Below are 25,366 nucleotides of genomic sequence, written 5' to 3' on the forward strand. Positions count from 1 at the left end.
GCGCATCCAGTACGCCGCAGCCCATCGGACTAATCACAACCGCCTCGGAGTACTCGATCGCCCGCCTTTGCGGGCGATGACACCGAGAATGTAGCGCCAGTCTTCCGCTACTCCGCAGCCGCAGCAAAGCGGCTGTTCTCCAGTTCTGCTTCCAGCCGCGCCTTCTCCGCCGCCGCCAGTTTGATGTTGGCTTCCTTGACATGCCCGAAGCCGCGGATCGTCTCCGGCAGCCGCGCGAGCCTCGTCAGCAGCGGGATCTGCTCCGCTTTCAGCCCGGCGATGCGCTGATCGATCATGTCGAAATAATCCGCGACCAGCTTCCGCTCGGTGCGGCGCTCCTCGGTGCGGCCGAACGGGTCGAACGCGCCGCCACGCAGGAACTTCAGCCCGGCGAGGAGGCGGAAGGCGTGAATCATCCAGCCGCCGAATTCCTTCTTCTGGAGGTGTCCCGTCGTCTTGTCGCGCTGCGCGAAGATCGGCGGGGCCAGATAGAACTTCAGCTTGAAGTCGCCGTCGAATTTCTCCGAGACTTTCTTGGAGAAGCTGCCATCGGTGTAAAGCCGCGCGACTTCGTATTCGTCCTTATAGGACATCAGCTTGAACAGGTTTTTCGCGACAGCCTCGGTCAGCTCCGTGCTAGCAGGCGAGGTTGCTGCTTCCGCCTTGCGCACCTTGGCGACGGCGGCGAGGTAGCGATCGGCGTAGGCCCTGTCCTGATAGCCGGTCAAAAACTCCGCGCGCGTTGCGATGATGTCGTCGAGCGACTTTGTCGGCGCGGAGGTTCGGCTCCTGAATTGCAGCACGCTCCGCACCCGCGACATGTCGTGGGCGGCGAGGCGTCCCCAGGTGAAGGCGAGCTTGTTCATTTCGATCGCGGCGCCGTTGATCTCGATGGCGCGAAGCAGCGCTTCCAGCGACAGCGGGATTGCGCCCTTCTGGAAGGCGAAGCCGAGCATGAAGGGATTTGTCGCGATCGAATCGCCCATCAGTGCCGAGGCAATGCCGGTGGCATCGATGATGTCGAGGTTCTTGTCGCCGACGGCGTCGCGCAGCACGGTCTGCATCGTCCCCATCTCGAAATCGAGGTCGGGGTTTTGCACGAAGCTCGCGGTCGGCTGCAGGTCGGCGTTGATATACGCTTTCGTCGTTCCGCGCTCGGCGCGACTGAGCGCGGAGGGACCGGCCGAGACGATCATGTCGCAGCCGAGGATGACGTCGGCGCCGCCCGTCGTGATCCGGACCGCGGAGATGTCTTCCGGCTTCGCGGCGATGCGCACATGGCTCATCACCGCGCCGTTCTTCTGCGACAGGCCGGTGAAGTCCAGCGCCGAGCAGCCGCGGCCGTCGACATGGGCGGCCATGCCGAGCAGCGCGCCGATGGTGATGACGCCGGTGCCGCCGATGCCGGTGACGAGGATGTTGTAGGATGCGTCCAGCTCACGCGCGGGTGGCAGCGGCAGGTCGGCAAACAACTGGCCTGAATCCACCGCCGAGGTCTTGATCCGCTTGAGCGTGCCGCCGTGCACGGTGACGAAGCTCGGGCAAAAACCCTCGACGCAGGAGAAGTCCTTGTTGCAGTTCGACTGGTCGATCTGGCGCTTGCGGCCGAACTCGGTCTCCAGCGGCTGCACCGAGACGCAGTTCGACGCTTGCGAGCAATCGCCGCAACCTTCGCAGACGAGCTCGTTGATGAAAGCGCGCTTGGCGGGATCCGGATAGAGCCCGCGCTTGCGGCGGCGGCGCTTTTCCGCGGCGCAGGTCTGGTCGTAGATCACGACCGTAAGACCCTGGATGTCGCGCAGCTCGCGCTGCACGGCGTCGAGCTCGCGGCGATGATGGACGGTCGCGCCTTGCGGGAAGTAGTTGGTGTCAGGGTATTTGGTCGGATCGTCCGAGACGATCGCGAGCCGCTTGACGCCCTCGGCCCAGACCTGATGCGCGATCTGGGCGACGTTGAAGCCGCCCTCGGCCGGCTGGCCGCCGGTCATCGCGACGGCGTCGTTGTAGAGGATCTTGTAGGTGATGCTGATGCCGGCGGCCGATGCCGCGCGAAGGGCGAGCAGCCCGGAATGGGTGTAGGTGCCGTCGCCGAGATTCTGGAAAATGTGCTGCTCGGTCGTGAAGGGCGCTTGTCCTATCCAGTTCACGCCCTCGGCGCCCATATGCGAGATCAGATCGGTGCGGCGCGTCGGCATGCTCAGAGCCATGCCGTGGCAACCGATGCCGGCCATGGCTCGGCTTCCCTCGGGCACGCGCGTGGAGGTGTTGTGCGGGCAACCCGAGCAGAAGAACGGCGTGCGCGCGAGCTTGATTTGCCCGGAGGCCGGAACAGGAGTGTCGAAGGCCTCGAGCCGGGCGAGGCGCTGCTCCAGCACTGGGCTGTGGTGGCCGAGCTTGCGCAGCCGCGCCACCAGTGCGGATGCAACGATGGTCGGCGTCAGCTCGCCCTCGCTCGGCAATAGCGGCGCGCCGCGTTCGTCGCGCTTCCCGGTAACGGTTGGGCGCCTGGACGCATCGATATTGTAGAGGATGCGCATCAGCTGGTCTTCGATGAAACCGCGCTTCTCCTCGACCACCAGCACGTCCTGAAGCCCTTCGGCGAAGCGCTTGGCCCCGCTTTCTTCCAGCGGCCAGGTCATCGCGACCTTGTAGATGCGCAGGCCAAGGTCCTCCGCGTCCTTGTCGGAAATGCCCAGATCGGCCAGCGCCTGCCGCAGATCAAGATAAGCCTTACCGGTCGCGACGATGCCGAGCCGTGCCGGCCTGGAGTCGAGCACGATGCGGTCGAGCTGGTTGGCGCGCGCAAAGGCCTGCACCGCCGCCATCTTCGGGCCGAACAGGCGCCTCTCTGCGTCCAGCGGCGGATCGGGCCAGCGGATGTTGAGGCCGCCGGGCGGCATCTCGAAATCGTCGGGGAGCTTAATCTGGATGCGTTCGGGATCACTGTAGATCGACGCCGAACTCTCCACGGTTTCGCTGATCGCCTTGAAGCCGACCCAGCAGCCGGAGAAGCGCGACAGCGCAAAACCGTAAAGGCCGAGGTCGAGATAATCCTGCAGCGTCGCCGGGTTGATCACGGGGATCAGCGCCGCTGCGAAGACCTGCTCGCTCTGGTGTGCCAGTGTCGAGGATTGGCAGCCATGGTCGTCGCCGGCAAGCGCGAGTACGCCGCCATTCAGCGAGGTGCCGGCGGCATTCGCATGCTTGAGCGCGTCAACCGAGCGATCGACGCCGGGCCCCTTGCCGTACCAGATGCCGAACACGCCATCGACCTTGGCGCCGGGAAACAGGCCGACCTGCTGGCTGCCCCAGACGGCGGTCGCCGCTAGGTCCTCATTAAGGCCGGGGACGAAGGCAATGTCGTGCTGCTGGAGGTATGACTTCGCGCGCCACAGCGCGTGGTCGTACATGCCGAGCGGGGAGCCCCGATAGCCCGAGATGAAGCCGCCGGTGTTGAGGCCCTGAAGTCGATCGCGTTCGCGCTGCAACATGGGCAACCGGACCAGCGCCTGCGTGCCGGACAGGAAGATCCGCTTCGATTCGAGCCGGTATTTGTCGTCCAGCTCGACCTGCATCAGCGTCATTTCGGAAGTCCTCGTCTCTTGGTCGGCTCTTATTCGACTTGGGGTTTGCGCTGCGGGAGGGAGGAGCGGCTGCGCGACGCGAATTGTGACAGTCAAGGGCATGCACAGGCGAAGTCAATATCGCTGGCCGCATCCGTGGCGCTCCTGCTAGTCATGGCTTGCTTGCGGAGGACACCATGACGGCACAAGTGTTCGATACCGAGATCACGGAGACCGACGGCGCTCTGATCGGGCCGTGGCGTCAGCCGCGTCAGATGCTGCAATCCCAAACCTACGACGCGCACGCCTCGATCCACGACGACGCCACCGCGCAGAAGCTCGGCTTCAAGGGCGGCACCATCGAGGGCCCGACCCATTTCAGCCAGTTTGCTCCGCTCGGCGCGCGTTTGTGGGGACAGGTCTGGTTCGAGAGCGGCTGTCTCTCCGCGCATTACCGCAGCGTCTGTTACGAAGGCGAGGAGGTGCAGGCGATCCTGTCGAAGCCGCTGCCCGGCACCAGCCAGTGCCAGATCCAGATGGTCAAACGTGACGGCACCGAGGTGCTGCGTGGCACGGCCTCGGTCGGAGAACCGCAGGCCGCAACCGCGCTGGAGGCGCGTCTTGGCGAACTCAACCCGCTCACTGATCCCGTGATCCTGCGCGACGTGAAGGTGGCGCAGACGAGCCGGCGCCAGGCGGTGCGGATGGCGTTCGACCAGATCATGGGCGAGCTTTATCCGTTCTCGCTGCGGCAGAAGCTCGCCGTCATCACCGAGACCTCGCCGTATTATTCAGGCGCCGGCAATCCTTCTGCGAATCCGTGGGGCAGGGCGATCATCCCGATGGAGATGCTGAGCGTGCTGTTCCAGTACCGCTCCAAGGACGATCCTCTCCCGGCCAAGGGCCCGGCCGTCGGCCTGTTCGCCGACCAGGAGATCAGGCTGGTGAAGGGCCCGCTGTTTGTGGACGAGGACTACGAAGTCGAGCGCGAGGTCGTCGCGCTCTCCGGCAGCCGACGCACCGAGAGCGCCTGGGTGAAGACGCGCGTGTTCGACAAGACGAATTCGGTGGTGGCGACCATGCTGCTGAACATGGCGACGCTGAAGGATTCTTACGCGCCGTATGAGGAAGAATATCGACGGCTGTACGGAGATACTGCCCGGTAGAAGCGAGCTTCGTTGTCGCTCATCCTTTGGGCAAATGCACGTCGCAAAAGCCGCCGCACAGCGAATAAGCAGACCCCGGCTTTCCTCATAACATTCTGACGGCGCAGGAAATTTTCCCGCGCTGTCCGCCCGATTGCCATTGTACACAATGGCACGGCGCTTGCAGAACTCCGGGCAACGAGAGTTCTCGCGGGGGCCTTGAGTCATGTTGAACTCAACCAAGCCGACATTGGGTGTCATCATCGCCGAACCGGAGCCGGTCAAGCTCGACTGGTCGGCTACCGCGCTCCTCATCATCGACATGCAGCGCGACTTCATGGAGCCCGGCGGCTTCGGCGAGACGCTCGGCAACGACGTCAGCCAGCTCGCGCGCGCGGTGAAGCCGATCGGTGCGGTGCTGAAGGCGGCGCGGGAGACCGGCATGCTGGTGATCCACACGCGCGAGGGCCATCTGCCCGATCTCTCCGACGCGCCGCCGGCGAAAGTCGAGCGCGGCGCGCCATCGCTTCGCATCGGGGACCCCGGTCCTATGGGCCGCATTCTCATTCGCGGCGAGGCGGGCCACGACATCATCCCGGAGCTCTATCCGCTCGACAGCGAGATCGTGATCGACAAGCCCGGCAAGGGCGCGTTCTACGCCACCGAGCTCACCGACGTGCTGGAGAAATACGGCATCGAGAATCTGCTGGTGTGCGGCGTCACCACCGAGGTGTGCGTCAACACCACCGTGCGCGAGGCCAATGACCGCGGCTATCGCTGCATCGTTATCTCGGACGGCTGCGCATCCTACTTCCCCGAATTTCACGAGATGGGCTTGAAGATGATCAAGGCCCAGGGCGGCATCTTCGGCTGGGTTGCAAGCTCAGCCGCGGTTCTGGAGGCGATGAAGATTTCCACATCAGCGTAGGGGCATCACGATGAGCACAGGCACGACAGGGACGGCCGGCACCTCCGAGTTCAAGCCAGCACTATGGACACCGGGCGACTGGAACGCGTTTTTCGGCTTCGGCACCAACATCCTCGTCAACATGCTGGTGCTCACAGGCCTGTTGCGCTTCGTGTTGAAGATGCCCGACTCACTGGTGTTCGGCCGCATCCTTCCCGCACTCGGGCTGATGATGTGCCTTTCCACCTTCTACTACGCGTTCCTCGCTTATCGTCTGGCACAGACGACCGGCCGCAACGACGTCTGTGCGTTACCGTCAGGCGTCAGCGTACCGCACATGTTCATCGTCACCTTCGTGATCATGCTGCCGATCACGATCAAGACCGGCGATCCGCTCAAGGGCTGGTCGGCGGGCCTGGTCTGGGTGTTCTTCCAGAGCTTCATCCTGATGATCGGCGGCTTCATCGCGCCGTTCATTCGAAAAATCACACCGCGCGCGGCGCTGCTCGGTACGCTCGCCGGCGTATCCGTCACCTTCATCTCGATGCGGCCGGCGCTCGAAATGTACATGACGCCGCAGATCGGCCTGGTCTGCTTCGCCATCATTCTGGTGAGCTGGTTCGGTGGCGTGAAATATTGGCGCGGCATTCCCGCCGGTCTCGTCGCGATCGCGGTGGGCATGGTCATCGCATGGGGTTCGAACCTGTTCGGCCTCGGTCTCGGTGGACTGAGCGTCAAAGGCGTCGGTGATGCCTTTGCCAATTTCGGCTTCTCGGTGCCGATCCCGGCGGTAGGCTACGTCTTCTCCGGTTTCGAATTCCTCGGAATCATTCTGGTTACCGCCATTCCGTTCGGCATCTATGATCTCGTCGAGGCCATGGACAATGTCGAGAGCGCGGAGGCCGCCGGCGACGAATATCCGACCACGCGCGTGCTCACCGCCGACGGAATCGTCAGCCTGATTGGCTGCCTGATGGGCAATCCCTTCATCAACGCCGTCTATATCGGCCATCCCGGCTGGAAGGCGATGGGCGGCCGCATCGGTTACTCGGCTGCGACCGGCATCATGGTGGTGGTGCTGGCCTGGTTCGGCATCATCTCGGTGCTGCTGGCGCTGGTCCCGGTCGTCGCGATCTCGCCAATCTTGCTCTATATCGGCATGCTGATCGGCGCGCAGGCGTTCCAGACCACGCCGGTCAAGCACGCGCCCGCGATCGTGCTGGCGCTGACGCCGCATCTGGCCGCCTGGGCCAAGCTCCAGATCGACACCATGCTGGGCTCGACCATGAACGCGGCTGCGACCGTCGGCGGAATGGCCGCCGACAAGGCCGACGCGGTCAAGGCTGCGGCGATCGCAGCACTGCCTCAGCAGGGCGTGTTCTATCACGGACTCGAAGTGATGGGCGGCGGCTCCATCCTCGGCGGCCTGATCCTGGGTGCGATCGGCGTCTTCATCATCGAGCGCGACTTCGAGAAAGCCTCGGCATTCGCGCTGGTTGGTGCAGTCCTGACCTACTTCGGCTTCATGCACGGCGAAGCCGTCGGCATCGGCGGCGGATTTGGCGTCACGCCCGCGGTCGCGTTCGCCTATGCCGTGATGGCCGCCGGTCTGTTCGCGGCCAGCAGGCTCGGCGCGAGCGAGCCTTACATGCCGCACGCGGACATGCACGCGGCACCGGCGGAGTAGCTACCCGCCCTTGACGGCACCAGCGGTGAGCCCGGCGACGATCTGTCGCTGGGCGAACACCGTGAGCAGCAGCACCGGGAGCGTGACGATCAGCGCGGCGGCCGCGAGCGGTCCCCAGCTCAACTGGTCGAACGAGATCATGTTGTAGACGGCGACCGGAAGGGTGCGGGTCTCGCGTCCGGCCAGCACGATGCCAAAGACAAAGTTGTTCCAGGAGAAGATCACGGCGAGAATGAAAGCGACCGCGATGCCAGGCTTGGCGATCGGCAGCGCGACATGGCGGAAGACCTGCCAGCGCGTGGCGCCGTCGATGAGGGCTGCTTCTTCCAGCTCCATTGGCGTCGTCTCGAAATAGCCGATCATAATCCAGATCACGATCGGCACCGTGACCACGAGGTGGATGATGATCTGCGGCACCAGCGTGCCGAGCAGTCCCAGCCACTGGAACATGAGAAACAGCGGGATCAGATAGGACAGGCCCGGCGTGATGCGGGCGATCAGGATCACGATCGCGGATTTATGCGCGGCCATGCGTGCGATGCCGTAGCCGGCGGGAACGCCGACGAGCAGGGCAAGCAGCGTCGCACTGCCGGTGACGATCAGGCTGTTGATGAAATAGGTCAGAAAGCGGTTGGAGGCGAGCACGTCGGCATAGTTTTTCCAGGCGACATGCTCGGGAAAGAACACCGGCGGGTAGGCGGCGTTGTCGATCTCGAATTTGAGCGACAGCGACAGCATCCAGAGAAAGAACAGGATCGCCGGCGATACGATGACGAACACCGAGAACCACAGGCCGATCTTGCCGATGATTTGCCTTGGCGTCATGTGCCGCTCGCGATCTCGGTCCACAGCATGCGCTGGCGCGCATAAAGCATCACCGCCGCGAGCAGAACGATCAGCAGGAAGAACACGACCGCGATCGCCGAGCCGTAGCCGAGGTCGTAATAGGAGAAGGCGACGCTGTAGAGATAGATGTTGATCGTCTCCGACGCCGATCCCGGACCGCCCTGCGTGATCGCGAAAATGATGTCGAAGCTCTTCACGGCATCGATCATGCGGATCATGCCGGCGATGAACAGGAACGGCATGATCAGCGGCAGGGTGATGAAGCGGAACACCTGCCAGATGCTGGCGCCGTCGATCTGTGCACTTTCGTAAGGCTCGGTCGGGATCGCTGCCAGGCCGCCGAGCACGATCAGCATGACCAGCGGCGTCCATTGCCAGGTCTCGACCAACACCAGCGAGGGAATGACGGTCGCGGGATGGAATACCCAGAGCTGCGCGGGGATTCCGACCAGTGACAGCAGATAGTTCAGTACGCCGAGCTGCGGGTGGAACATCATGGTCCAGACCAGCGCGATCGCCACCGGCGTCGCCATCATCGGCATGATGAAGACGCCGCGCAGAAAGCCGCGGCCAGGGAATTTCTGGTGAAACACTACGGCCGCAAACGTGCCGAGCACGAGCGGCAGCAGCACGGAGAGTGCGGTGTAGACCAGTGTATGTCCGATGGCCTCAATGAAGCGGGGATCGCTCGTCAACCGCAGATAATTGGACAAGCCAACGAAGGTGGTCGACGAGCCGACCTTCCATTCGTTCAGGCTCATCCAGATCGTGAAGACCCACGGAAAGATGATGATCGCGATCACGACGACCAGCGCCGGGACCACGAACGGCCAGTAGGACGGCGGCCGCAACTCCTTCTCCGGCGCGGCATCAGACTGTGCCGCGCCCGGAGTCGATTGTGTCAACGCACTCACGCCTTCTCGCTACGCTCCAGGATCGGCCGGTACTGATCGTTGGCCTTCTTCAGCTCGGCGGCAGGATCGGCGCCGGACAAGGTCGCAGTGACCGCGGCGCCGACGATGTCGCGGAATTCGGCGACCGGAATCACGACGGGCAGGCCCAGCTTGCTGATCTTGCCGGAATCGATCACCGATTGCAGCCATTCCTTGGTCTTGACGCCCTTCTGGACCTCGGGATCGCCGAGGATCGAATTGCGGAACGGCACGCCGCCGCCGGCCTGCAGCAGCCGCGCGCCCTGGGTTTTCGAGACCACCCATTGGCAGAGCAGATAGGCGGCTTCCTTGTTCTTGCTCGCAGCGGCAACGCCGATGCCGTCGCCATAGGTCGAGGAATATTGGCCCTTGGGGCCAGCGGGCACGACGGTGTAGCCGACCTTGCCGACAACGCGCGAGGCGGCCGGATCCTCCAGCGGTGGCGCCCAGCCGACGCCGTCGATCCACATCGCGGATCGGCCTTGCGTGAACGAGGCCATCGACTCCATCCAGTTGAAGCCGGCGACGCCGGGCGGTGCCGATTTCGTCAGGAGCGTCTGATACAGCTTGGTCGCGGCAATCGCTTCCGGACCATCGGTCAGGATGTTGCCCTTGGCGTCGAGGAATTCCCCGCCATAATTGAGGAAGAAGTTGCTCCACATCGCCATGTTGGCATTGCGCAAGCCGCGCCCGACAAAGCCGTAAATCCCTTCCTTGGTATCGGTGAGCTTCTCGGCGGCCGCAGCCATCTCGTCGAGGGTCTTGGGAACGGCGACGCCCTTCTTCTCGAACAGCTCCTTGTTGTAATAGAGGATGAAATAATCGACCGACCAGGGCAGCGACAGCATCTGGCCCTTGTCGTTCCTGGCATATTGCAGGCCCGCGGCCGAGAAGTCGCTCTCGACGAGATCGGGCGCGGTCAGCGCCGGGTCCTTCATGAAGGGCGTCAAGTCGGCGAGCCAGCCGGCCTTCTCGAACTGCCGCTTCTGCACGTGGTAGCTGAGATGGACGACGTCGAAGCTCGGACGGCCCGAGGTGAACTCGATCACCACCTTCTGGCGCTGCTGCTGCTCGGGAATCTGCTCCGCTTCGACCTGTATGCCGGTGAGTTCGGTGAACTCCTTGACGTATTTTTGCAGGTTGTCGCCGCGGGGGCCCTTGGCAAGGATCACCTCGAGCTTGGTCCCTGCGTATTTCTTCCAGTTCACCTCGGCGCGCGCCGGCAATCCCGTCAGGCTGAGCGCGCCAGCTGCGGCAGTGCCGGTCAATAGCGTACGACGCGAGATTTTGTGGTTGACCACTTGAGGTCCCTCCCTGTGACTCAATTTGGGCGGATACTAGCGGCCGTTGCGCGTCTGCCTAGTCCTAATCTGTGGAATTCAGGGCCGCACGGCCGGCGTTTCCATCGGCAAGCCATGCGCTCGCGACATCAGATAGAGTTCGAGCGCGACCAGCTCGGGCGCGCCGAAATCATAGGCCTGGGCGCGGACACCCGTCATGCAACTGCGTAGCCGGCGCTCCAGCGATCCCAGCGTCTGCCATTCCAGCCGATAAAGCGGATAGCCGGTCGGCTGTCCCTGCGTGATCGGCGCGCCGGCAAGCCGGTTGTTGAAATTGTCGTCGTGGCAATTGGTGCAGGCAAGGTTGAGCTGCCCTTCGCGCTGCATGAAGAGGTCGCGGCCCTGCTCGACGAATGGCTTCAATTGCGGATCGTCGCCGGCCGTGATCGTGATGCCGCGCGATTGATGCGCGACGAAGGCGGACAGGGCCAGCAGGTCGCGGCTTTCGTAGGGGAGCGCCGGTGCTTGTTGATGATTGCTGCGGCACAGATTGATGCGCTGGTCGAGCGTGACGGGCCGCGCCAGCGCCTTGTCGAAGGCCGGATAGCGCGCCGCGACGCCTTTCATGCTGCCGCGTGCATCGCCATGGCAATCCGCACAGGCCTTGTCGGCGCTGCCGGTCTTCTTCGTCCACAACGCCTCGCCGTCGAGCACGAACAGCATGCCGGGATTTGAGGTGTCGTCATCCTGCATCGCGCGGGTGTCGGGCCCCATGAACGAATAGCCGGAGCGGCGCGCGTCCGGCGGAATCTCGCCGGCGAGCAGGGCAGGGGCCGTGGCGAGGAACGCCGCGGCCGATATCGCGCGCCAAAAACTCATTCGACCGTGATCGACGCCGATGCGCTGGACAAATAGCCGTTGTCGCCGATCCATTCGAACTCGAACTTGCCGCTCTCCTTCGCGACCGTGAAGAACGACAGATAGGGATTGGCCGCGATCGCGGGGAAGAGATCGGCGCGAAAAATCTCGGTACCGTTGTAGCGGCACGTGAAGCTCGTGATGATGTCGCGCGGCACCAGCGCGCCGTCCGCCGTATGGCGGAAGCCGGTTTCCATGATGTGCGAGGTCAACGTGCGGATCTCGACGATTTCGCCGCGTCTGGCTTTCGCGGGAACGTTGATGAGCGCGGCCATCAGTTCATCTCCTCGGTGCAGGCGGCCAGCGTCACGACGATTTCCGTCGTGACCTGCCAGAACGTGTCGTCGGAAAGACGCGCGATCGCCACCACCTTCTGGGTATCCGCGAGCCGAATCCGGGTCGAGATCTGGGCGCGGCCGGAGGAGGGGCCGAGATGGAAGTTGCCGATGTTCGGCTGCGGGTTCTTCTCGTTGAAGACGTGGATGCTCTTGACGTAGTCGTCCGCCGTCATCGGGCTCGCGACGCTCACGGTCAGCGGCACCGTGTTGCCGTTCTCGACCAGCGGCGGAATGTCGAGCTTCACCTTGCCGGAGCGTACAGGTGCTTCGCCGACGACGTTGCGGATCGCGGCGGTGAGCATCGCCGGTGTCGCCTCGAGCGGCCGCAGCGTGACGATCGGGAGCGTCCCGGCGACCGTCACGCTTCCAGCAAGGTTCAGGAATTGTCGTCGCGTGGTCGGCATGAACAGTCCTAGTCCCGAAGCGTTGCAAGGAAAGCCACGATGTCCTCGATCTCGGCGGCGGACAAGATCGGTTTGCCGACGAAGTTTCGCCCGACCCGCACGAGGTGATCGGTGCGATAATAGGACGGCATGATGGTCTTCGGGTTGAAGCGCGCCGCATCGACCAGTCGAAGCCGCAACTGGCTCACCGTCCAGCGGTTCCCCGCACCCGAGAGGTCAGGCGCGAGGTCGCCCTGGAACCGGGTCTCCGGGAAGGGGCCGGAATGGCACAGGATGCAGGTCGTCGTGCGCGCGAGCACCAGCGCGCGCCCGCGCGCGGCATCGCCGGGCGCGCCGGTGAGCGATTCCGCGATGCCGTCGCCGGCGACGTTGTAGTGCCGGAGCTCCTCGGCCCCTGCATGGCAGGCGAAGGCGCAACTGGCGGCGATCAGCGCTGCGATATGGACCGATGTTCTAGCCAAAGGTGTCCGCCGTGATGGCTCGAAACCAGCGCTCGGCTTCAGTCGCCTCGCGGGCGCGCAATTCGCGCGGCGCATCGGCCGGGCTGGTCGCTCCGCCCTCGACCTCGGCGAAGATGTCGCCCCTGGGCTGGTAATTGCCCGCGAGTGAAAAGCCGTAGCCGGGTGCGACAATGTTGTAGCACACGCCTGTCAGTCGCGGCGTTTCTGGTGCGCGGCCGGCAAGGAGGTTCACGATCGCGGAAGCGCAGGCCTTGCCCTGTGCGCTTGCCGCGGATGCCGATTTGGGAATGCCCCCGCCGAGGCAGGCATCGCCGATGACGTGGATGTTCGGGACAAGTTTCGATTCGAAGGTAACGGGATCGATCGGGCACCAGCCGGTGGCATCCGCCGCGCCCGCGACCTCAGCGATGCGTCCGGCACGCTGCGGCGGGATGACGTTGGCGACGTCGGGGGTGTAATTGCCGAATTCGGTGACGATGGTCCTGGTCGCAGGATCGACCGAGGTCACGCGGCCGCCTTGCGACAGAGCGATGCGTTCGATCATGTCCCCGTAAAGCTCCTTCCACGCCTTCTCGAACAGCCGCTGCTGGGAGAAAGTGTCCTTGGCATCGAGAATCAAGACCTTTGAGCGCGGCTTCGTCGTTTTCAGGTAATGCGCGATCAGGCTGGCTCGCTCGTAAGGCGCCGGCGGACAGCGCGAGGGATTGGCGGGGATGGCAATGGCGACAGTGCCGCCGTCCGGCATGGCCTCCAGCTGCCCACGCAGCAATAGCGTCTGCGCACCGGCCTTCCAGGCATGCGGCATCTTTTCTGATGTGGCGTCGTCGTAGCCGGGCAGAGCCTCGAAATGGAAGTCGATGCCGGGAGAGAGGACGAGACGATCATAGGGCAGCGCAACGCCATCGGCCGTCACGACGCTGCGCAGCTGCGGCTCGATTGTGGTTACGGCTTGGCTGATCACCGTGACGCCTTCGGCGGCGACCTTGTCATAGCCAAACTGCTGCACGTCGATCTCGCGCAGACCCGCGATCACCTCGTTGCTGAACGGGCAGGAAGTGAAGACGGTACTGGGTTCGATCAGGATGACTTGCAAGTTTGCCTGCGCGCGCTTCAGCGCGCGGGCGCACGCCGCACCACCGAAGCCGCCGCCGACCACGACGACGCGGCCCGCCGATTGCGCGCGCAGGATCGTAGGGGCGGCGAATGATGTGGCCGCAGCGGCGATGCCGAGGACGGCATCCCGCCGTGTCACCGGCGCATTCATGAGTCTTGTCCGGAAAGTGTGCCGCGGCGGCGATTGCGGCCGCCGCGGCGTTTCTCAGGCGAAGGTGATGTTCTGGTCGCGCAGCGGCACCGAACGGATGCGTTTGCCCGTCGCCGCGAAGTACGCATTGAGCACCGCCGGCGCCGCGACGCCGATGGTCGGCTCGCCGACACCGCCCCAGAACCCGCCGCTCGGCACCATCACCGACTCCACCTTCGGCATCTCGTTGATGCGCATCGAATTGTAGGTGTCGAAGTTGGTCTGCTCGATCTTGCCGTCCTTGACGGTGCAGCCGCCGTAGAACAGCGCGGAGAGGCCATAGACGAAGGACCCCGCGATCTGCCGCTCCACCTGGGCCGGATTGACGACGTAGCCGGGATCGGTGGAGGCGACGATGCGATGCACCTTGATCTTGTTGCCGTCGGTCACCGAGATTTCGGCAGCGCCGGCGACATAGCTGCCATAGCCCATCACCTGCGCGATGCCGCGATAGATGCCCTGTGGCGCCGGAGTGCTCCAGCCGATCTTCTCGGCCACGGCATTGAGCACCGCCAGATGCTTGGGGTGATTGCCCATCAGCTTGCGGCGGAATTCGAGCGGGTCCTGGCCTGCGGCCTGGGCCAGCTCGTCCATGAAGCATTCCATGTAGATCGCGTTGTGATTGACGTTGACGCCGCGCCAGAAGCCCGGCGGAACGTGCGGGTTGCGCATCGCATGCTCGACCAGGAGGTTCGGCACGGAGTAACCGAACGCGGCTTCGCCGGACTGGGCGACGCCCTGGAATGCGGCCGGATCCATGCCGTTCTGCAGCGCTTCGGGGCGGAGCGAGAACAGGATCGATTGCCCGGACAGGCGGTAGTGCAGCGCGACCAGATTGTTGTCGGCATCGAACGCGCCGGTCATCTTGCACTGGGTGATCGGGTGATATCTGCCGTGCGCCATGTCCTCTTCGCGCGACCACAACAGCTTGATCGGCGTGCCCGGCATCTCCTTGGCGATCAAGACGGCCTGGCGGACATAGTCGGTCTGGCCGCGCCGGCCGAAGCCGCCGCCCGGCATCACCTTGTGCACGTCGCACTTCTCCGCCGGCAGGCCCGACGCTTCCAACGTGGCCGCGAAGGCTGCCTCGCCATTCTGCGTGCCGCACCAGACCTCGCATTTGTCCGCCGTGTAGAGCGCCGTGGCGTTCATTGGCTCCATGGTGGCGTGGTTCTGGTAGGGATAGCTGTAGACGGCCTCGATTTTTTTGGCGGCACCGGCAATCGCCGCCTTCGCGTCGCCGTTCTTGTTGCCGACATAGGCCGGCTGCCCGTTATCGAGGCCCTCGGTCAGCCATTTCGCGATCGACTCGCTCGAGACCTTGGCGTTGTCGCCCTCGTCCCAGACGATCGGCAGCGCCTCCAGTGCGGTCTTGGCGTGCCACCAGGTGTCGGCAACGACGGCGACCGCGGTGTCGCCGACCTTGACGACCTTCTTGACGCCTTTCATGCCGGTGATCTTGGCTTCGTCATAGCTTTTCAGCTTGCCGCCGAACACCGGGCAATCCTTGATCGCGGCGTTCAGCATGCCCGGCAGCTTGACATCGATGCCGTAGACCATGGTGCCGGTGGTCTTCTCGGCGGTGTCCAGCCGCTTCACGCCCTTGCCGATCAGCTTCCAGTCCTTGGGGTCCTTCAGCTTGACCTCGGCCGGCGGCGTCAGCTTGGCCGCGGCCTCGGCGACCTTGCCGTAGGTCGTGGTCTTGCCGGACGGCGTGTGGGTAATGACGCTGTTGGCGGCCGTGCATTCGGACGCCGGCACTTTCCACGCCTCGGCGGCGGCCTGGATCAGCATCACGCGTGCGGTGGCACCGCCCTTGCGGACATAGTCTTGCGAAGAGCGGATGCCGCGGCTGCCGCCGGTCGAGAAATCGCCCCAGACGCGCTTGCGGGCGACGCTCTGGCCCGGTGTCGGATATTCGGTCGAGACCTTCGACCAGTCGCATTCGAGTTCCTCGGCGACGAGCTGGGCAAGGCCGGTGAGGGAGCCCTGGCCCATTTCGGAGCGGGCGATGCGGATGACGACGGTGTCGTCGGGCCTGACCACGACCCAGGCGCCGATCTCCGGGGAGCCGTCGGCCGCGCGGACCACGGCGGGACCGCCGAAGGGGATATCGAGGCCGATTGCGAGACCTGCGCCGACCGCGGCGGTGCCGATGACGAAGGCACGGCGGTTCATCCTGGGAGAGACATGCTTGTTCATGTGGCGGCTCCTTACGCGCTTGCGATCGTGTGGATCGCTTCGCGCACCTGCTGGAAGGTGCCGCAGCGGCAGATATTGGTGATGGCCTCGTCGATGTCGGCGTCGGTCGGCTTCGGCTTCTCGCTCAGCAGCGCCGCCACCGCCATGATCATGCCGCTCTGGCAATAGCCGCATTGCGGAACGTCCTGGGCAATCCAGGCTTCCTGCACCTTGTGCAGCGCGTTGCCGGAGGCGAGCCCTTCGATGGTCGTGATCTTCTTGCCTGCGGCTTCGCCGACCGAAACCCCGCAGGAGCGGGTGGCGACGCCGTCGATGTGAACGGTGCAGGCGCCGCATTGTGCAATGCCGCAGCCATATTTGGTGCCGGTGAGGCCGGCATTCTCGCGGATCGCCCAGAGCAGGGGCGTATCCGGCTCGACGTCGAGCGTGAAGGTTTTTCCGTTGATTGTTAGGTTTGCCATCGCAGTCCCCTGATTGGCCCAATCCACCGACTGGACTCAGCGGCGCAATGTGTCCGGCAAATTGGAAACGTTCAAATCAATAGTCCGAGGGGTAACCGGCGGGGATTCCTTCCCCGGGCGCCCGCGGCACGGCTTGGAGCGACGTCTACTGGCTTCCGCGCCGACGCCCCCGGAACCGAGAGCGACAGTTTGTCCCTTTTGGCAGGGTGCAAGTCGAGAATGCTCTGCTACAGTGGAATCAGCCAAAAAGGGGTTCCATGAACGTACCGCAGCCTTGCAAAGTCCTGATGCTCTATCCGCTGTTCTCGGCAGAGTCCTTCTGGAGCTTTGGCGAATCCTGCAAAGTGTTGGGTGTGAAGCGGCCCGCGGCCCCTTTGGGGCTGATCACCGTTGCCGCGATGCTGCCCGAGAGCTGGACGGTCCGGCTGATCGATTGCAACACGGAATCCTTCAGCGACGAGGATCTTTCCTGGGCCGACGTCGTCTTCACCGGCGGAATGATGCCGCAGCAGGCCGACACGCTGCGCCTGATCGAAATTTGCCGTGCCGCGGGCAAGCCGGTGGTCGTGGGCGGTCCCGATCCCACCTCGAGCCCCCATATCTATGAGAGGGCCGACTTCCAGGTGCTCGGAGAGGCCGAAAGCGTTCTCCACGAATTCGTCGCGGCCTGGGACAGTGGCGCACGCTCCGGCGTCTTCATTGCGCCGAAATTCCAGGCCGACGTCACCAAGACGCCGGTTCCGCGCTTCGATCTGCTGAAGTTCGAGGACTACCTTTATCTCGGTGTGCAGTATTCCCGCGGCTGCCCGTTCACCTGCGAGTTCTGCGATATCATCGAGCTCTATGGCCGGGTGCCGCGAACCAAGACGAACGAGCAAATGCTGGTCGAGCTCGACAGGCTCTATGCCATGGGCTACCGCGGCCATCTCGACTTCGTCGACGACAATTTCATCGGCAACAAGAAGTCGTTGCGGCTGTTCCTGCCCCAGCTGGCCGAATGGCAACGTGCTCACGGCTATCCCTTTGAATTGTCGACTGAGGCCTCGGTCAATCTGGCCGACGATCCCGAGCTCCTGAACCTGATGGGCCAGGCGAATTTCTTCGCCATCTTCGTCGGTATCGAAAGTCCGGATCCGGCGACGCTGGTCGCCATGCGGAAGAAGCAGAACACGCGGCGCAACATCGCCGAGAGCATCCACAAGATCTACGCCGCGGGCATGCTCGTCACCGCGGGTTTCATCGTCGGCTTCGACAATGAGAAGCTCTCGATGGCGGATGCCATGATCGACTTCATCGAAGAGGCGGCGATCCCGGTCAGCATGGTCGGCCTGCTCTATGCCTTGCCGAACACGCAGCTGACGCGCCGCCTAGAGCGCGAAGGCCGGTTGCATCCGGGCCACGACCTGGCGCCGACCATCGGCGCGGATCAGTGCACCGCCGGGATCAACTTCGATCCGGTGCGTCCATTGCGCGACATTCTGACGGACTACAAGCGCGTGCTGGAGCACATCTACAGCCCGGCCGCCTATGCAAGGCGTATCGACCGACTGATGACGCTGCTCGACCGCTCTCGCCAGCGCCAGGAGCTCGCGGAAGGCGATATCCGTGCCCGGATCGGCGCGATGGAAACGGTGCACAAGGTGGTCACAGCCCTTCCCGAGGCGCGCGGGCCGCTGTGGCAGACCTTCATGAACTGCGCCAAGCGCGACACAACATCGGCGCGGATCGCCGTGCAGATGATCGCTGCCTATGCGCATCTCGGGCCGTTCTCGCGCAAGGTCATCGCTGCCATCGATGAGCGCCTCGCTGCGCTCGACGAGGAGACTGTCATTCCGGCCGCGACAGTCGAGGTGACGGCGGCCCGACATCTGGCTTGACCGTCTACTCCACCGCCAGCCGCAAAAAGCTCATCACGCTGCCGAGTACGGCGAAGCCGGCGCCGAGTGCCAATGCCACGACTGCGCCGTCGTGACCGGCCAGCGAGAAGCAGAGCGCGGCCAGCGCCGCCCCTGTCGTCTGCCCCGTCAGGCGCGCGGTGGCGACGATGCCGGAGGCGCTGCCGCTGCGATGTGGCGGCGCGCTCGACATCACCGCTTTCATGTTCGGCGCCTGGAAGAAGCCGAATCCCATGCCACAGATCACCATCCGCCAGATGATGTCGGGAATCGCAGGATTGGCAGGCAGCATCGCCAGCAGCGCCGTGCCGAGGCCGAGCAGCACGAGCCCGATGCCGCCGAGCAGTCCGACCGCGTGCCGGTCGGAGAGGCGCCCGGCGATCGGCGCCATGATGCCGACCACCAGCGGCCATGGGGTCATGAAGAAGCCGGTCTCGACCTGCGAACGCCCCAGCACGTCCTCGAAATAGAACGGCAGCGAGACGAAGGCGAGGCCCTGCACTGCGAACGAGCACACCGCGGTCGCCGCCGACAGCGCGAACATCGGCCGGCTGAACAGGTCGATCGGCAGCATCGGCGCCGGATGGTCGGCGTGGCGGCGCGTCAGGATGAAGCCGAGCGCGAGGGCAGTGACCAGCTCGATGCCCACGACCATCGGTGAGAGATTGTGCGCGGCACTGCCGATGCCCGTGATGAACAGCCCGAGACAGGCCGACGCCAGGGCCGCGCCGAGAAAATCGAAGCCGTGATCGGCGCGCGGCGTCTTCGGCAGCATCGCAAAGCCGATGCCGATCGCGACCAGGCCGAACGGGATGTTGACGGCGAACAGCCATGGCCACGGGCCGAGCGCGAGGATAGCGGAAGCGATCGAGGGACCAAAGGTGAAGGCGGTCGCGACCACCAGCGCGTTGTGGCCGAAGCCGCGGCCGAGCATCCGGCCGGGATAGACGAAGCGCACCAGCGCCGTGTTGACGCTCATGATGCCGCTCGCACCTAACCCTTGCAGCGTGCGCGCAACCAGCAGGCTCTCCAGCGACCAGGCCACCGCGCAGAACAGCGAGGCGATGGTGAACAGGATCAGGCCGCCGAGATAGATGCGCTGGTGCCCGACGATCTCGCCGAGTGCTCCCAACGGCAGCAACGTCGCCACCAGCGCGATCTGGTAGACGTTGACCACCCAGACCGATTGCTCCGGGCTCACATGCAGGTCGCCGGCAATGGCGGGCAGCGCGATGTTGGCGATCGCGGTGTCGAGCGACGCCATCGCCAGCGCGGTGAAGATCGCGGCAATGGCCCAGCGCCGCTGTGCGGCTGGAAGGCCGTCGGAAATGGTGTGGTCGGGCTCGCGCGCGCCGGCGGGTAACGTGATTGTCATTGCGTTAGCGCGTTGCTCCGGCGGCCGGCTCCAGGGGACTCGGCATGTACTACGGCGCGGCCGCCTTCCACAGGCATATGCTTGCATGCTGTGTATGCGCGAAGGCTGGGCGATGAACCTGCGCGCCGGCGTATGATCGCGCGAACTGCTGCAATGTCAGGGGACCGCCATGCACATCGTCGTTTTGCCCGGTGACGGCATCGGGCCCGAGATCACGGCCGCGACATCAGGCGTGTTGCGCGCGGCCTCCGAACGCTTCCAGCTCAATCTGCAGCTGGAGGAGCACGCGGTCGGGCATGCGAGCCTCAAACAATTTGGCACGACGGTGCGCCCCGAGCTGCTCGACATCGTCCGCGCCGCCGACGGCCTGATCCTCGGGCCGACCGCGACCTTCGACTTCAAGGACGAGGCCCATGGCGAGATCAACCCGTCGCGATATTTTCGCAAGAACCTCGACCTCTACGCCAATGTCAGGCCCGCACGCACCTATGCGGGGCGGTCCGGCCGGGTGGGCGATTTCGACCTCGTCGTGGTGCGCGAAAATACGGAAGGGCTTTACGCCGACCGCAACATGGAGCAGGGCAACGGCGAGATGCTGGTCACATCGGACGTCGTGATCTCGCTGCGCCGGATCACGCGCCTGTGCTGCGAGCGCATCGCGCATGCGGCGTGCCGGCTGGCGATGAAGCGGCGCAAGCATCTCACCATCGTGCACAAGGCCAATGTGCTCAAGCTCGGTGACGGCATGTTCCTCGAGATCTGCCGCGAGGCGGCGAAGGCCTATCCCGGCCTTGAGGTCGACGACATCCTCGTCGACGCCATGATGGCGCATGTGGTGCGCAACCCCGACCGCTTCGACGTCATCGTCGCCACCAACATGTTTGGCGACATCCTGTCCGATCTCACCGCCGAACTCTCCGGCAGCCTCGGTCTCGGCGGCTCGCTCAATGTCGGCGACAGCTTCGCCATGGCGCAGGCCGCGCATGGCTCGGCGCCTGACATAGCCGGACAGGATGTTGCCAATCCAGTCTCGCTGATCCTATCCACGGCCCTGCTGCTCGGATGGCACGGCGAGAATAGCGGCGCGGTGCGCTACGAGGAAGCCGCACGTGCGATCGAGGCGGCGGTGGCAAAAGCGATCGGCGAGGGCAGGGCAACGCGCGATGTCGGCGGAAAGCTCGGCACGATCGCCGCGGGGGGCGGCGATTGCGGAAATCCTGCAGGCCGGGTGAGTGGTTATGCGGGGCCTTGTTTTTTTTAAGGGCTCAAAACAAAAAAGCGCGAAAACAACCCCATGCACAGTAGAAGGCCCCTTGATTAATAAGGGATTTCCGAACCGCGCAGCGGCGGCATTCGCCGCTGCCATGACGTTGACCCGTCGGGCAAAACACTGGCAAAATGCGATCGTGGCGGAGATCGCGGCGTGAATGCATCGGTGGTGGCTGCGGGCAATTTCAGTGAGCTGACCTATGAAGTCTGAGAGGGGTGGCATCAATCTCGCGGCCAAACCAAGCGGAACGGGGTGCGTGGAATGCTCGGCTGCGGGCGGGTGGTGGTTTCACCTTCGCAGATGTGTCGAATGCGGTCACATCGGCTGCTGTGATGCGTCACCAAATCAGCACGCAACGAAACACAGCGCGGCGACAGGTCATCCGATCATCACGAGCTTCGAGCCGGGCGAACGATGGTTTTACGACTATCGCACGGGAGAGGCTTTCGCCGGCCCGAAGCTTCAAGGTCCTCACGCGCATCCGTTGGATCAGCCGGTGCCCGGACCGGACGGCGCGGTGCCTCCGGACTGGCAAACGCTGCTGCATGAGTAAGGCGGTAGGCCGTAGGATGGGTAGAGCACTTGCGAAACCCATCAGGTTCACGTCGTATGCTGTCGATGGGTTTCGCTGCGCTCTACCCATCCTACGAAGTCCAATCGGTTCTAGAACTGATACCTCCGCAACCCCCCATCCACCGGGATCACCGTGCCCGTGATGTAGCGCGCCACGGGTGATGCCAGGAACACCGCGAGCGCGGCGAGGTCTTCCGGCTCGCCCCAATAGCCGACCGGGATCTCTTCTTCCGCGAAGCGCTCGCGATAATCAGGCGCGTAGTTGCGGCGGATCTGTTCGCTCATGATGCGGCCGGGCGGGATGCAGTTGATGGTGATGCCGTGCTCGCCGATCTCGCGCGACAGGCCTTTGGCCCAGGCGTGCACGGCGGCTTTGGCGGCAAACGCGGCGTTGAGGCCTTCCGGCTCGGACTTGCCGGTGATGTTGACGATGCGGCCCCATTTGCGCTCGATCATCTGCGGCAGCAGCGCATGCGCGATGCGGCGGTAGCTGGTGAAATTCAGCGCGATCGCCTCGTCCCATTGGCTGTCAGGCGCATCGACGGGGAGGGGGCGGCTTCCGCCGGCATTGTTGATCAGGATGTCGACATGGCCGAGCTCTTTGAGCGCGAACGCCGAAATCTTCTCGGCCGCGTCCTTGGCCATCACGTCCTGCTCGAATGGCGTGATCAGACCGGAGCCGACTTCCGTTACCAGCTCGGCGAGCAGGTCGGTGCGCCGTGCCACGCCGACGACGCGCACGCCTTCGGCAGCCAAGCCCTTGGCGATGGCACGGCCGATGCCGACGCTCGCTCCGGTGACGACGGCGGTTTTCGATTTGAGCCCGAGATCCATGGTGACACGCCCTCTTGTTCGCTTTTCTGCTTGTCGCTGGGCTGTTCGTTCTTCTGTTCGTTTTCCTGCCCTGTCCCCGTCAGCCTGATTTGCCCGACCGGGAGGAGCAGTGGTAACCAAGAGCCGCGTTGAAGGGAACACGAAAAAGAAAAGGCGCCGAGCGATGGTCTGGGATCCGCAGCAATATCTGAAATTCTCCGGCCACCGGCTCCGGCCCGCCGTCGACCTCTTGATGCGGATCCCGGATTCTGGTCCGCGTGCGATTGCCGATCTCGGCGCCGGCGCCGGCAACGTCACCAAGCTGATCAAGGAGCGTTGGCCGGACGCGACGGTGACCGGTGTCGAGGGTTCGGCCGAGATGGTCGCCGCCGGCCGCAAGGCGGCGCCGGACGTGGAATGGTCACACGAGGATCTCGGCCACTGGCGTCCGACGAAGCAATATGACGTCGTCTACTCCAATGCCGCGCTGCACTGGCTGCCCAATCATGCGGCCCTGTTTCCGTCGATCATGGAGAAGGTGACGCCCGGCGGAATGCTCGCTGTGCAGATGCCGCGCAACTTTCTGGCGCCCTCGCATGTGCTGATCGGCGAGACCGCGCTGAACGGTCCCTGGCGGTCCAAGGTCGAGCATCTCGTCACGCCGCCGCCGGTCGAAGCGCCGGCCTATTATCACGGTCTTCTTGCTCCGATGTCGGCCAATATCGACATCTGGGAGACCGAATATCTGCAGGTGCTGGAAGGCGAGAATCCCGTGAAGGAGTGGACCAAGGGGACCTGGCTGACGCGCTATCTCGACATCTTGCAGGGCGACGAGAAGGCCGCGTTCGAAGCCGCCTATGGGATGCGGGTCGCGAAAGCCTATCCGAAGAACGCCGCGGGACAGACGCTGTTTCCGTTCCGGCGTCTGTTCATGGTCGCCCAGCGCAACGGCTGATCGCACTGCCGCAATGCGACATAAGCGCTCGTTTCCGGGAGCGGCAGCAGGTGCCGGTTGCGCATTCAGCAGCGGCCAAGATAGCTTGAAGGTTGCTTGGCTGCGGCAAATTGGGCTTAGGTCTAGTTGTTCGGGTGGCGGATTGCTGTCAGTACTGAAATCGGAAAACAAAAAAGACCCGGTTTTAGAGGTTGTTGGGAGGTTCGTTCATGCGCAAGCTGCTTCTTGCGGTCGCCGCCGCAGCTGTTCTCGTGGGGCCCGCCGTTGCCGAGGCCCAGAGCCCGATCGTCATCAAATTCAGCCACGTCGTCGCCAACGATACTCCCAAGGGCAAGGGCGCCCTGAAGTTCAAGGAACTTGCGGAGAAGTACACCGACGGCAAGGTCAAGGTCGAAATCTACCCGAACTCCACGCTGTACAAGGACAAGGAGGAGATCGAGGCGCTGCAGCTTGGCTCGGTGCACATGCTCGCCCCCTCGACCGCGAAGTTCGCACCGCTCGGTATCAAGGAGTTCGAGGCGCTCGACCTGCCTTGGTTGTTCAAGGACGATCAAACCTATTCCAACGCGATGAAGGGCACGATCGGCAAGTGGCTGTTCGATAAGCTCGAGACCAAGGGCATCACCGGGCTCGCTTATTGGGACAACGGCTTCCACATGCTCTCCGCCAACCGTGCCCTGATAAAGCCGACCGATTTCCAGGGTCTCAAATTCCGCATCTCCGGATCGAAGGTCGCCGACCAATATCTCCGTATCATGGGTTCGATCCCTCAGATAATGGCGTTTTCCGAAGTCTACCAGGCTTTGCAGACGGGCGTGGTCGACGGCTGCGAGAATACCGCGTCCAATTACCTGACTCAGAAGTTCTACGAGGTGCAGAAGGACATCACGGTGTCCTATCACGCGCACCTGCAATATGCCGTCATCGTCAATTCGAAATTCTGGTCCGGCCTGCCGCCCGATATCCGCGCCCAGCTCGAGAAGGCGATGAACGAGGCGACCGACTACACCAATTCGATCGCGCGTCAGGAAAACGAGGATGCGCTGGCCGAGATCAAGAAGACGGGCAAGACCACGCTGCATTATCTGACTGACGCCGATCGCAAGGCGTGGCAGGAGGCGATGCAGCCGACCTACAAATGGGCAAAGGGGCGGGTCGGGCAGGAGGTGCTCGATCTCCTCGCCAAGGAACTCGACGTCAAGATGAACTGACGCCGGCGCGCTGGAAGAACAACCATGAACGGTCGGGGGTGATCGCACTCCCGGCCGTTGCTCTTGAATGATGAGCCAAGCTGAGGGGACCAAGTTGCTGCGTGCATTGAATCGTGTGCTCGATCATCTCGAGGAATGGCTGATCGCGACGATGATCGCGGCCGCGACATTGCTCATCTTCGTTGCCGTGCTGCACCGATATGGCGCCGGGCTGTCGATCGACATCGCCAAATGGGCGGAGGCGCGCAATCTGTCCTTGCTGGCCGCGCCCGCGCGAGCGGCGTTCGTCTGGCTTGCCGCTCTCGACTTGTCCTGGGCGCAGGAACTCTGCATTTACATGTTCATCTGGATGGCGAAGTTCGGTGCGGCCTACGGGGTGCGCACCGGCATCCATGTAGGCGTCGACGTCCTGGTCAATGTCCTTCCCGGCGGATCGCGCCGCCGCGTCATCACGTTCGGCCTGATGTGCGGCGCCCTTTTCACTGCCATCGTGTGCTATTTCGGGGCCGCGTTCGTCGGCCAGATGTGGCAGACCGGCCAGCAATCCAACGACTTGGAAGCACCGATGTGGCTGGTGTATCTCACCATCCCGCTCGGCTCCGGGCTGATGTGCTTCCGCTTCCTGCAGGTCGCCTGGTCGTTCTATCGCACCGGCGAACTGCCGCATCACGACATGGCAGGCGTCGAGGGCGTCGAAATAGACCCGGTCCATCCGGCCCCGGTCACGCGCAGTCAGGTCGTCCGCGACGAACGCAGCCCGCTCGGCTGGGTCCTGATGTTGTTGCCGGTCCTGATCGTCGCCGTGTGCTTCGCCCATTCGGCGCACG

At 63.9% G+C, this 25,366-nt stretch carries 20 protein-coding genes and 2 pseudogenes; 9 read left to right on the forward strand and 13 right to left on the reverse strand.

The window, feature by feature from the left end; genetic code table 11:
* Nucleotides 1-107: 107 nt before the first annotated feature.
* The gene (locus IVB19_RS10450; RefSeq protein ID WP_247363501.1) at nt 108-3,584 is read right to left on the reverse strand and encodes an indolepyruvate ferredoxin oxidoreductase family protein; all 3,477 of its coding nucleotides are present in this window, start codon (nt 3,582-3,584) and stop codon (nt 108-110) included.
* 176 nt (nt 3,585-3,760) lie between these two features.
* Between IVB19_RS10450 and IVB19_RS10455 the strand changes: the two genes are divergently transcribed.
* The 3 genes from IVB19_RS10455 to IVB19_RS10465 all read left to right on the forward strand — a co-directional run bounded on the left by IVB19_RS10455 (nt 3,761) and on the right by IVB19_RS10465 (nt 7,302).
* Nucleotides 3,761-4,729: a hypothetical protein gene (locus IVB19_RS10455; RefSeq protein ID WP_026233316.1), complete on the forward strand. Its 969-nt coding sequence runs from the start codon at nt 3,761-3,763 to the stop codon at nt 4,727-4,729.
* Between the two features lie 205 nt (nt 4,730-4,934).
* On the forward strand, nt 4,935-5,636 hold the full coding sequence (locus IVB19_RS10460) for a cysteine hydrolase family protein (protein ID WP_018457164.1): 702 nt from the start codon (nt 4,935-4,937) through the stop codon (nt 5,634-5,636).
* Between the two features lie 10 nt (nt 5,637-5,646).
* Complete coding sequence (locus IVB19_RS10465) at nt 5,647-7,302, forward strand: xanthine/uracil/vitamin C permease (RefSeq protein WP_018457163.1); 1,656 nt, start codon at nt 5,647-5,649, stop codon at nt 7,300-7,302.
* Here the strand turns inward: IVB19_RS10465 and IVB19_RS10470 are convergent, their stop codons facing one another.
* The 10 genes from IVB19_RS10470 to IVB19_RS10515 all read right to left on the reverse strand — a co-directional run bounded on the left by IVB19_RS10470 (nt 7,303) and on the right by IVB19_RS10515 (nt 16,447).
* A complete protein-coding gene (locus IVB19_RS10470; protein ID WP_018457162.1) occupies nt 7,303-8,127 on the reverse strand; it encodes a carbohydrate ABC transporter permease in 825 nt (274 codons plus the stop codon).
* The gene (locus tag IVB19_RS10475; RefSeq protein ID WP_018457161.1) at nt 8,124-9,062 is read right to left on the reverse strand and encodes a carbohydrate ABC transporter permease; all 939 of its coding nucleotides are present in this window, start codon (nt 9,060-9,062) and stop codon (nt 8,124-8,126) included. Before IVB19_RS10475 ends, IVB19_RS10470 begins: the two co-directional genes overlap by 4 nt.
* Complete coding sequence (locus tag IVB19_RS10480) at nt 9,059-10,381, reverse strand: ABC transporter substrate-binding protein (RefSeq protein WP_026233315.1); 1,323 nt, start codon at nt 10,379-10,381, stop codon at nt 9,059-9,061. Before IVB19_RS10480 ends, IVB19_RS10475 begins: the two co-directional genes overlap by 4 nt.
* 78 nt (nt 10,382-10,459) lie before the next feature.
* Nucleotides 10,460-11,239 carry a sulfur oxidation c-type cytochrome SoxA gene (gene soxA, locus IVB19_RS10485; RefSeq protein WP_018457159.1) on the reverse strand — a complete coding sequence of 260 codons (780 nt, stop codon included), beginning with the start codon at nt 11,237-11,239 and terminating at the stop codon, nt 10,460-10,462.
* Nucleotides 11,236-11,553 (reverse strand): thiosulfate oxidation carrier complex protein SoxZ, encoded by a 318-nt coding sequence (gene soxZ, locus IVB19_RS10490; protein ID WP_018457158.1) that lies wholly within the window; start codon nt 11,551-11,553, stop codon nt 11,236-11,238. Before soxZ ends, soxA begins: the two co-directional genes overlap by 4 nt.
* Entirely contained in the window at nt 11,553-12,020 is a 468-nt protein-coding gene (locus tag IVB19_RS10495) for a SoxY-related AACIE arm protein (RefSeq protein ID WP_026233314.1), read from the reverse strand. Before IVB19_RS10495 ends, soxZ begins: the two co-directional genes overlap by 1 nt.
* 8 nt (nt 12,021-12,028) lie before the next feature.
* Entirely contained in the window at nt 12,029-12,481 is a 453-nt protein-coding gene (soxX, locus tag IVB19_RS10500; RefSeq protein ID WP_085362234.1) for a sulfur oxidation c-type cytochrome SoxX, read from the reverse strand.
* The gene (locus IVB19_RS10505; protein WP_018457155.1) at nt 12,474-13,745 is read right to left on the reverse strand and encodes an NAD(P)/FAD-dependent oxidoreductase; all 1,272 of its coding nucleotides are present in this window, start codon (nt 13,743-13,745) and stop codon (nt 12,474-12,476) included. Before IVB19_RS10505 ends, soxX begins: the two co-directional genes overlap by 8 nt.
* A gap of 54 nt (nt 13,746-13,799) precedes the next feature.
* Nucleotides 13,800-15,986 carry a xanthine dehydrogenase family protein molybdopterin-binding subunit gene (locus tag IVB19_RS10510; RefSeq protein ID WP_085352085.1) on the reverse strand — a complete coding sequence of 729 codons (2,187 nt, stop codon included), beginning with the start codon at nt 15,984-15,986 and terminating at the stop codon, nt 13,800-13,802.
* 11 nt (nt 15,987-15,997) lie between these two features.
* The gene (locus tag IVB19_RS10515; RefSeq protein ID WP_007594050.1) at nt 15,998-16,447 is read right to left on the reverse strand and encodes a (2Fe-2S)-binding protein; all 450 of its coding nucleotides are present in this window, start codon (nt 16,445-16,447) and stop codon (nt 15,998-16,000) included.
* A gap of 257 nt (nt 16,448-16,704) precedes the next feature.
* Here IVB19_RS10515 and IVB19_RS10520 point away from each other — a divergent pair, with 257 nt between their 5' ends.
* Nucleotides 16,705-18,324 (forward strand): B12-binding domain-containing radical SAM protein, encoded by a 1,620-nt coding sequence (locus tag IVB19_RS10520; protein WP_018457153.1) that lies wholly within the window; start codon nt 16,705-16,707, stop codon nt 18,322-18,324.
* A 4-nt stretch (nt 18,325-18,328) separates the two neighbouring features.
* On the opposite strand, the gene IVB19_RS10525 is transcribed toward IVB19_RS10520, so the two are convergent.
* Nucleotides 18,329-19,717, reverse strand: a complete 1,389-nt coding sequence (locus IVB19_RS10525) for an MFS transporter (protein WP_018457152.1) — start codon at nt 19,715-19,717, stop codon at nt 18,329-18,331.
* 169 nt (nt 19,718-19,886) lie between these two features.
* On the opposite strand from IVB19_RS10525, the pseudogene IVB19_RS10530 reads away from it, so the two are divergent.
* Together IVB19_RS10530 and IVB19_RS10535 are read left to right on the forward strand one after the other, a co-directional pair.
* A pseudogene (locus tag IVB19_RS10530) lies at nt 19,887-20,949 on the forward strand (isocitrate/isopropylmalate dehydrogenase family protein).
* 237 nt (nt 20,950-21,186) lie between these two features.
* Entirely contained in the window at nt 21,187-21,540 is a 354-nt protein-coding gene (locus tag IVB19_RS10535; protein WP_081747934.1) for a UBP-type zinc finger domain-containing protein, read from the forward strand.
* 110 nt (nt 21,541-21,650) lie between these two features.
* Here the strand turns inward: IVB19_RS10535 and IVB19_RS10540 are convergent, their stop codons facing one another.
* A complete protein-coding gene (locus IVB19_RS10540) occupies nt 21,651-22,394 on the reverse strand; it encodes an SDR family NAD(P)-dependent oxidoreductase (RefSeq protein WP_085352088.1) in 744 nt (247 codons plus the stop codon).
* A gap of 163 nt (nt 22,395-22,557) precedes the next feature.
* On the opposite strand from IVB19_RS10540, the gene IVB19_RS10545 reads away from it, so the two are divergent.
* The 3 genes and pseudogenes from IVB19_RS10545 to IVB19_RS40390 form a co-directional block, all read left to right on the forward strand.
* Nucleotides 22,558-23,328 carry a methyltransferase domain-containing protein gene (locus tag IVB19_RS10545; RefSeq protein ID WP_018457149.1) on the forward strand — a complete coding sequence of 257 codons (771 nt, stop codon included), beginning with the start codon at nt 22,558-22,560 and terminating at the stop codon, nt 23,326-23,328.
* A 209-nt stretch (nt 23,329-23,537) separates the two neighbouring features.
* Nucleotides 23,538-24,539: a DctP family TRAP transporter solute-binding subunit gene (locus IVB19_RS10550; protein WP_018457148.1), complete on the forward strand. Its 1,002-nt coding sequence runs from the start codon at nt 23,538-23,540 to the stop codon at nt 24,537-24,539.
* A 151-nt stretch (nt 24,540-24,690) separates the two neighbouring features.
* Nucleotides 24,691-25,170 (forward strand): annotated as a pseudogene (locus IVB19_RS40390) (TRAP transporter small permease); the annotation flags it as partial.
* Between the last annotated feature and the right edge of the window lie 196 nt (nt 25,171-25,366).

Source organism: Bradyrhizobium sp. 187 (assembly GCF_023101005.1).
Lineage (GTDB): Bacteria > Pseudomonadota > Alphaproteobacteria > Rhizobiales > Xanthobacteraceae > Bradyrhizobium > Bradyrhizobium canariense_D.

Coding starts and splice junctions, on each gene's coding strand:
- soxZ (WP_018457158.1), bottom strand. CDS start 11,553: ATGGCCGCGCTCATCAACGTTCCCGCGAAAGCCAGACGCGGCGAAATC.
- IVB19_RS10495 (WP_026233314.1), bottom strand. CDS start 12,020: ATGCCGACCACGCGACGACAATTCCTGAACCTTGCTGGAAGCGTGACG.
- IVB19_RS10525 (WP_018457152.1), bottom strand. CDS start 19,717: ATGACAATCACGTTACCCGCCGGCGCGCGCGAGCCCGACCACACCATT.
- IVB19_RS10545 (WP_018457149.1), top strand. CDS start 22,558: ATGGTCTGGGATCCGCAGCAATATCTGAAATTCTCCGGCCACCGGCTC.
- IVB19_RS10455 (WP_026233316.1), top strand. CDS start 3,761: ATGACGGCACAAGTGTTCGATACCGAGATCACGGAGACCGACGGCGCT.
- IVB19_RS10510 (WP_085352085.1), bottom strand. CDS start 15,986: ATGAACAAGCATGTCTCTCCCAGGATGAACCGCCGTGCCTTCGTCATC.
- IVB19_RS10470 (WP_018457162.1), bottom strand. CDS start 8,127: ATGACGCCAAGGCAAATCATCGGCAAGATCGGCCTGTGGTTCTCGGTG.
- IVB19_RS10505 (WP_018457155.1), bottom strand. CDS start 13,745: ATGAATGCGCCGGTGACACGGCGGGATGCCGTCCTCGGCATCGCCGCT.
- IVB19_RS10550 (WP_018457148.1), top strand. CDS start 23,538: ATGCGCAAGCTGCTTCTTGCGGTCGCCGCCGCAGCTGTTCTCGTGGGG.
- IVB19_RS10540 (WP_085352088.1), bottom strand. CDS start 22,394: ATGGATCTCGGGCTCAAATCGAAAACCGCCGTCGTCACCGGAGCGAGC.
- IVB19_RS10535 (WP_081747934.1), top strand. CDS start 21,187: ATGAAGTCTGAGAGGGGTGGCATCAATCTCGCGGCCAAACCAAGCGGA.
- IVB19_RS10465 (WP_018457163.1), top strand. CDS start 5,647: ATGAGCACAGGCACGACAGGGACGGCCGGCACCTCCGAGTTCAAGCCA.
- soxA (WP_018457159.1), bottom strand. CDS start 11,239: ATGAGTTTTTGGCGCGCGATATCGGCCGCGGCGTTCCTCGCCACGGCC.
- IVB19_RS10450 (WP_247363501.1), bottom strand. CDS start 3,584: ATGACGCTGATGCAGGTCGAGCTGGACGACAAATACCGGCTCGAATCG.
- IVB19_RS10460 (WP_018457164.1), top strand. CDS start 4,935: ATGTTGAACTCAACCAAGCCGACATTGGGTGTCATCATCGCCGAACCG.
- IVB19_RS10520 (WP_018457153.1), top strand. CDS start 16,705: ATGAACGTACCGCAGCCTTGCAAAGTCCTGATGCTCTATCCGCTGTTC.
- IVB19_RS10515 (WP_007594050.1), bottom strand. CDS start 16,447: ATGGCAAACCTAACAATCAACGGAAAAACCTTCACGCTCGACGTCGAG.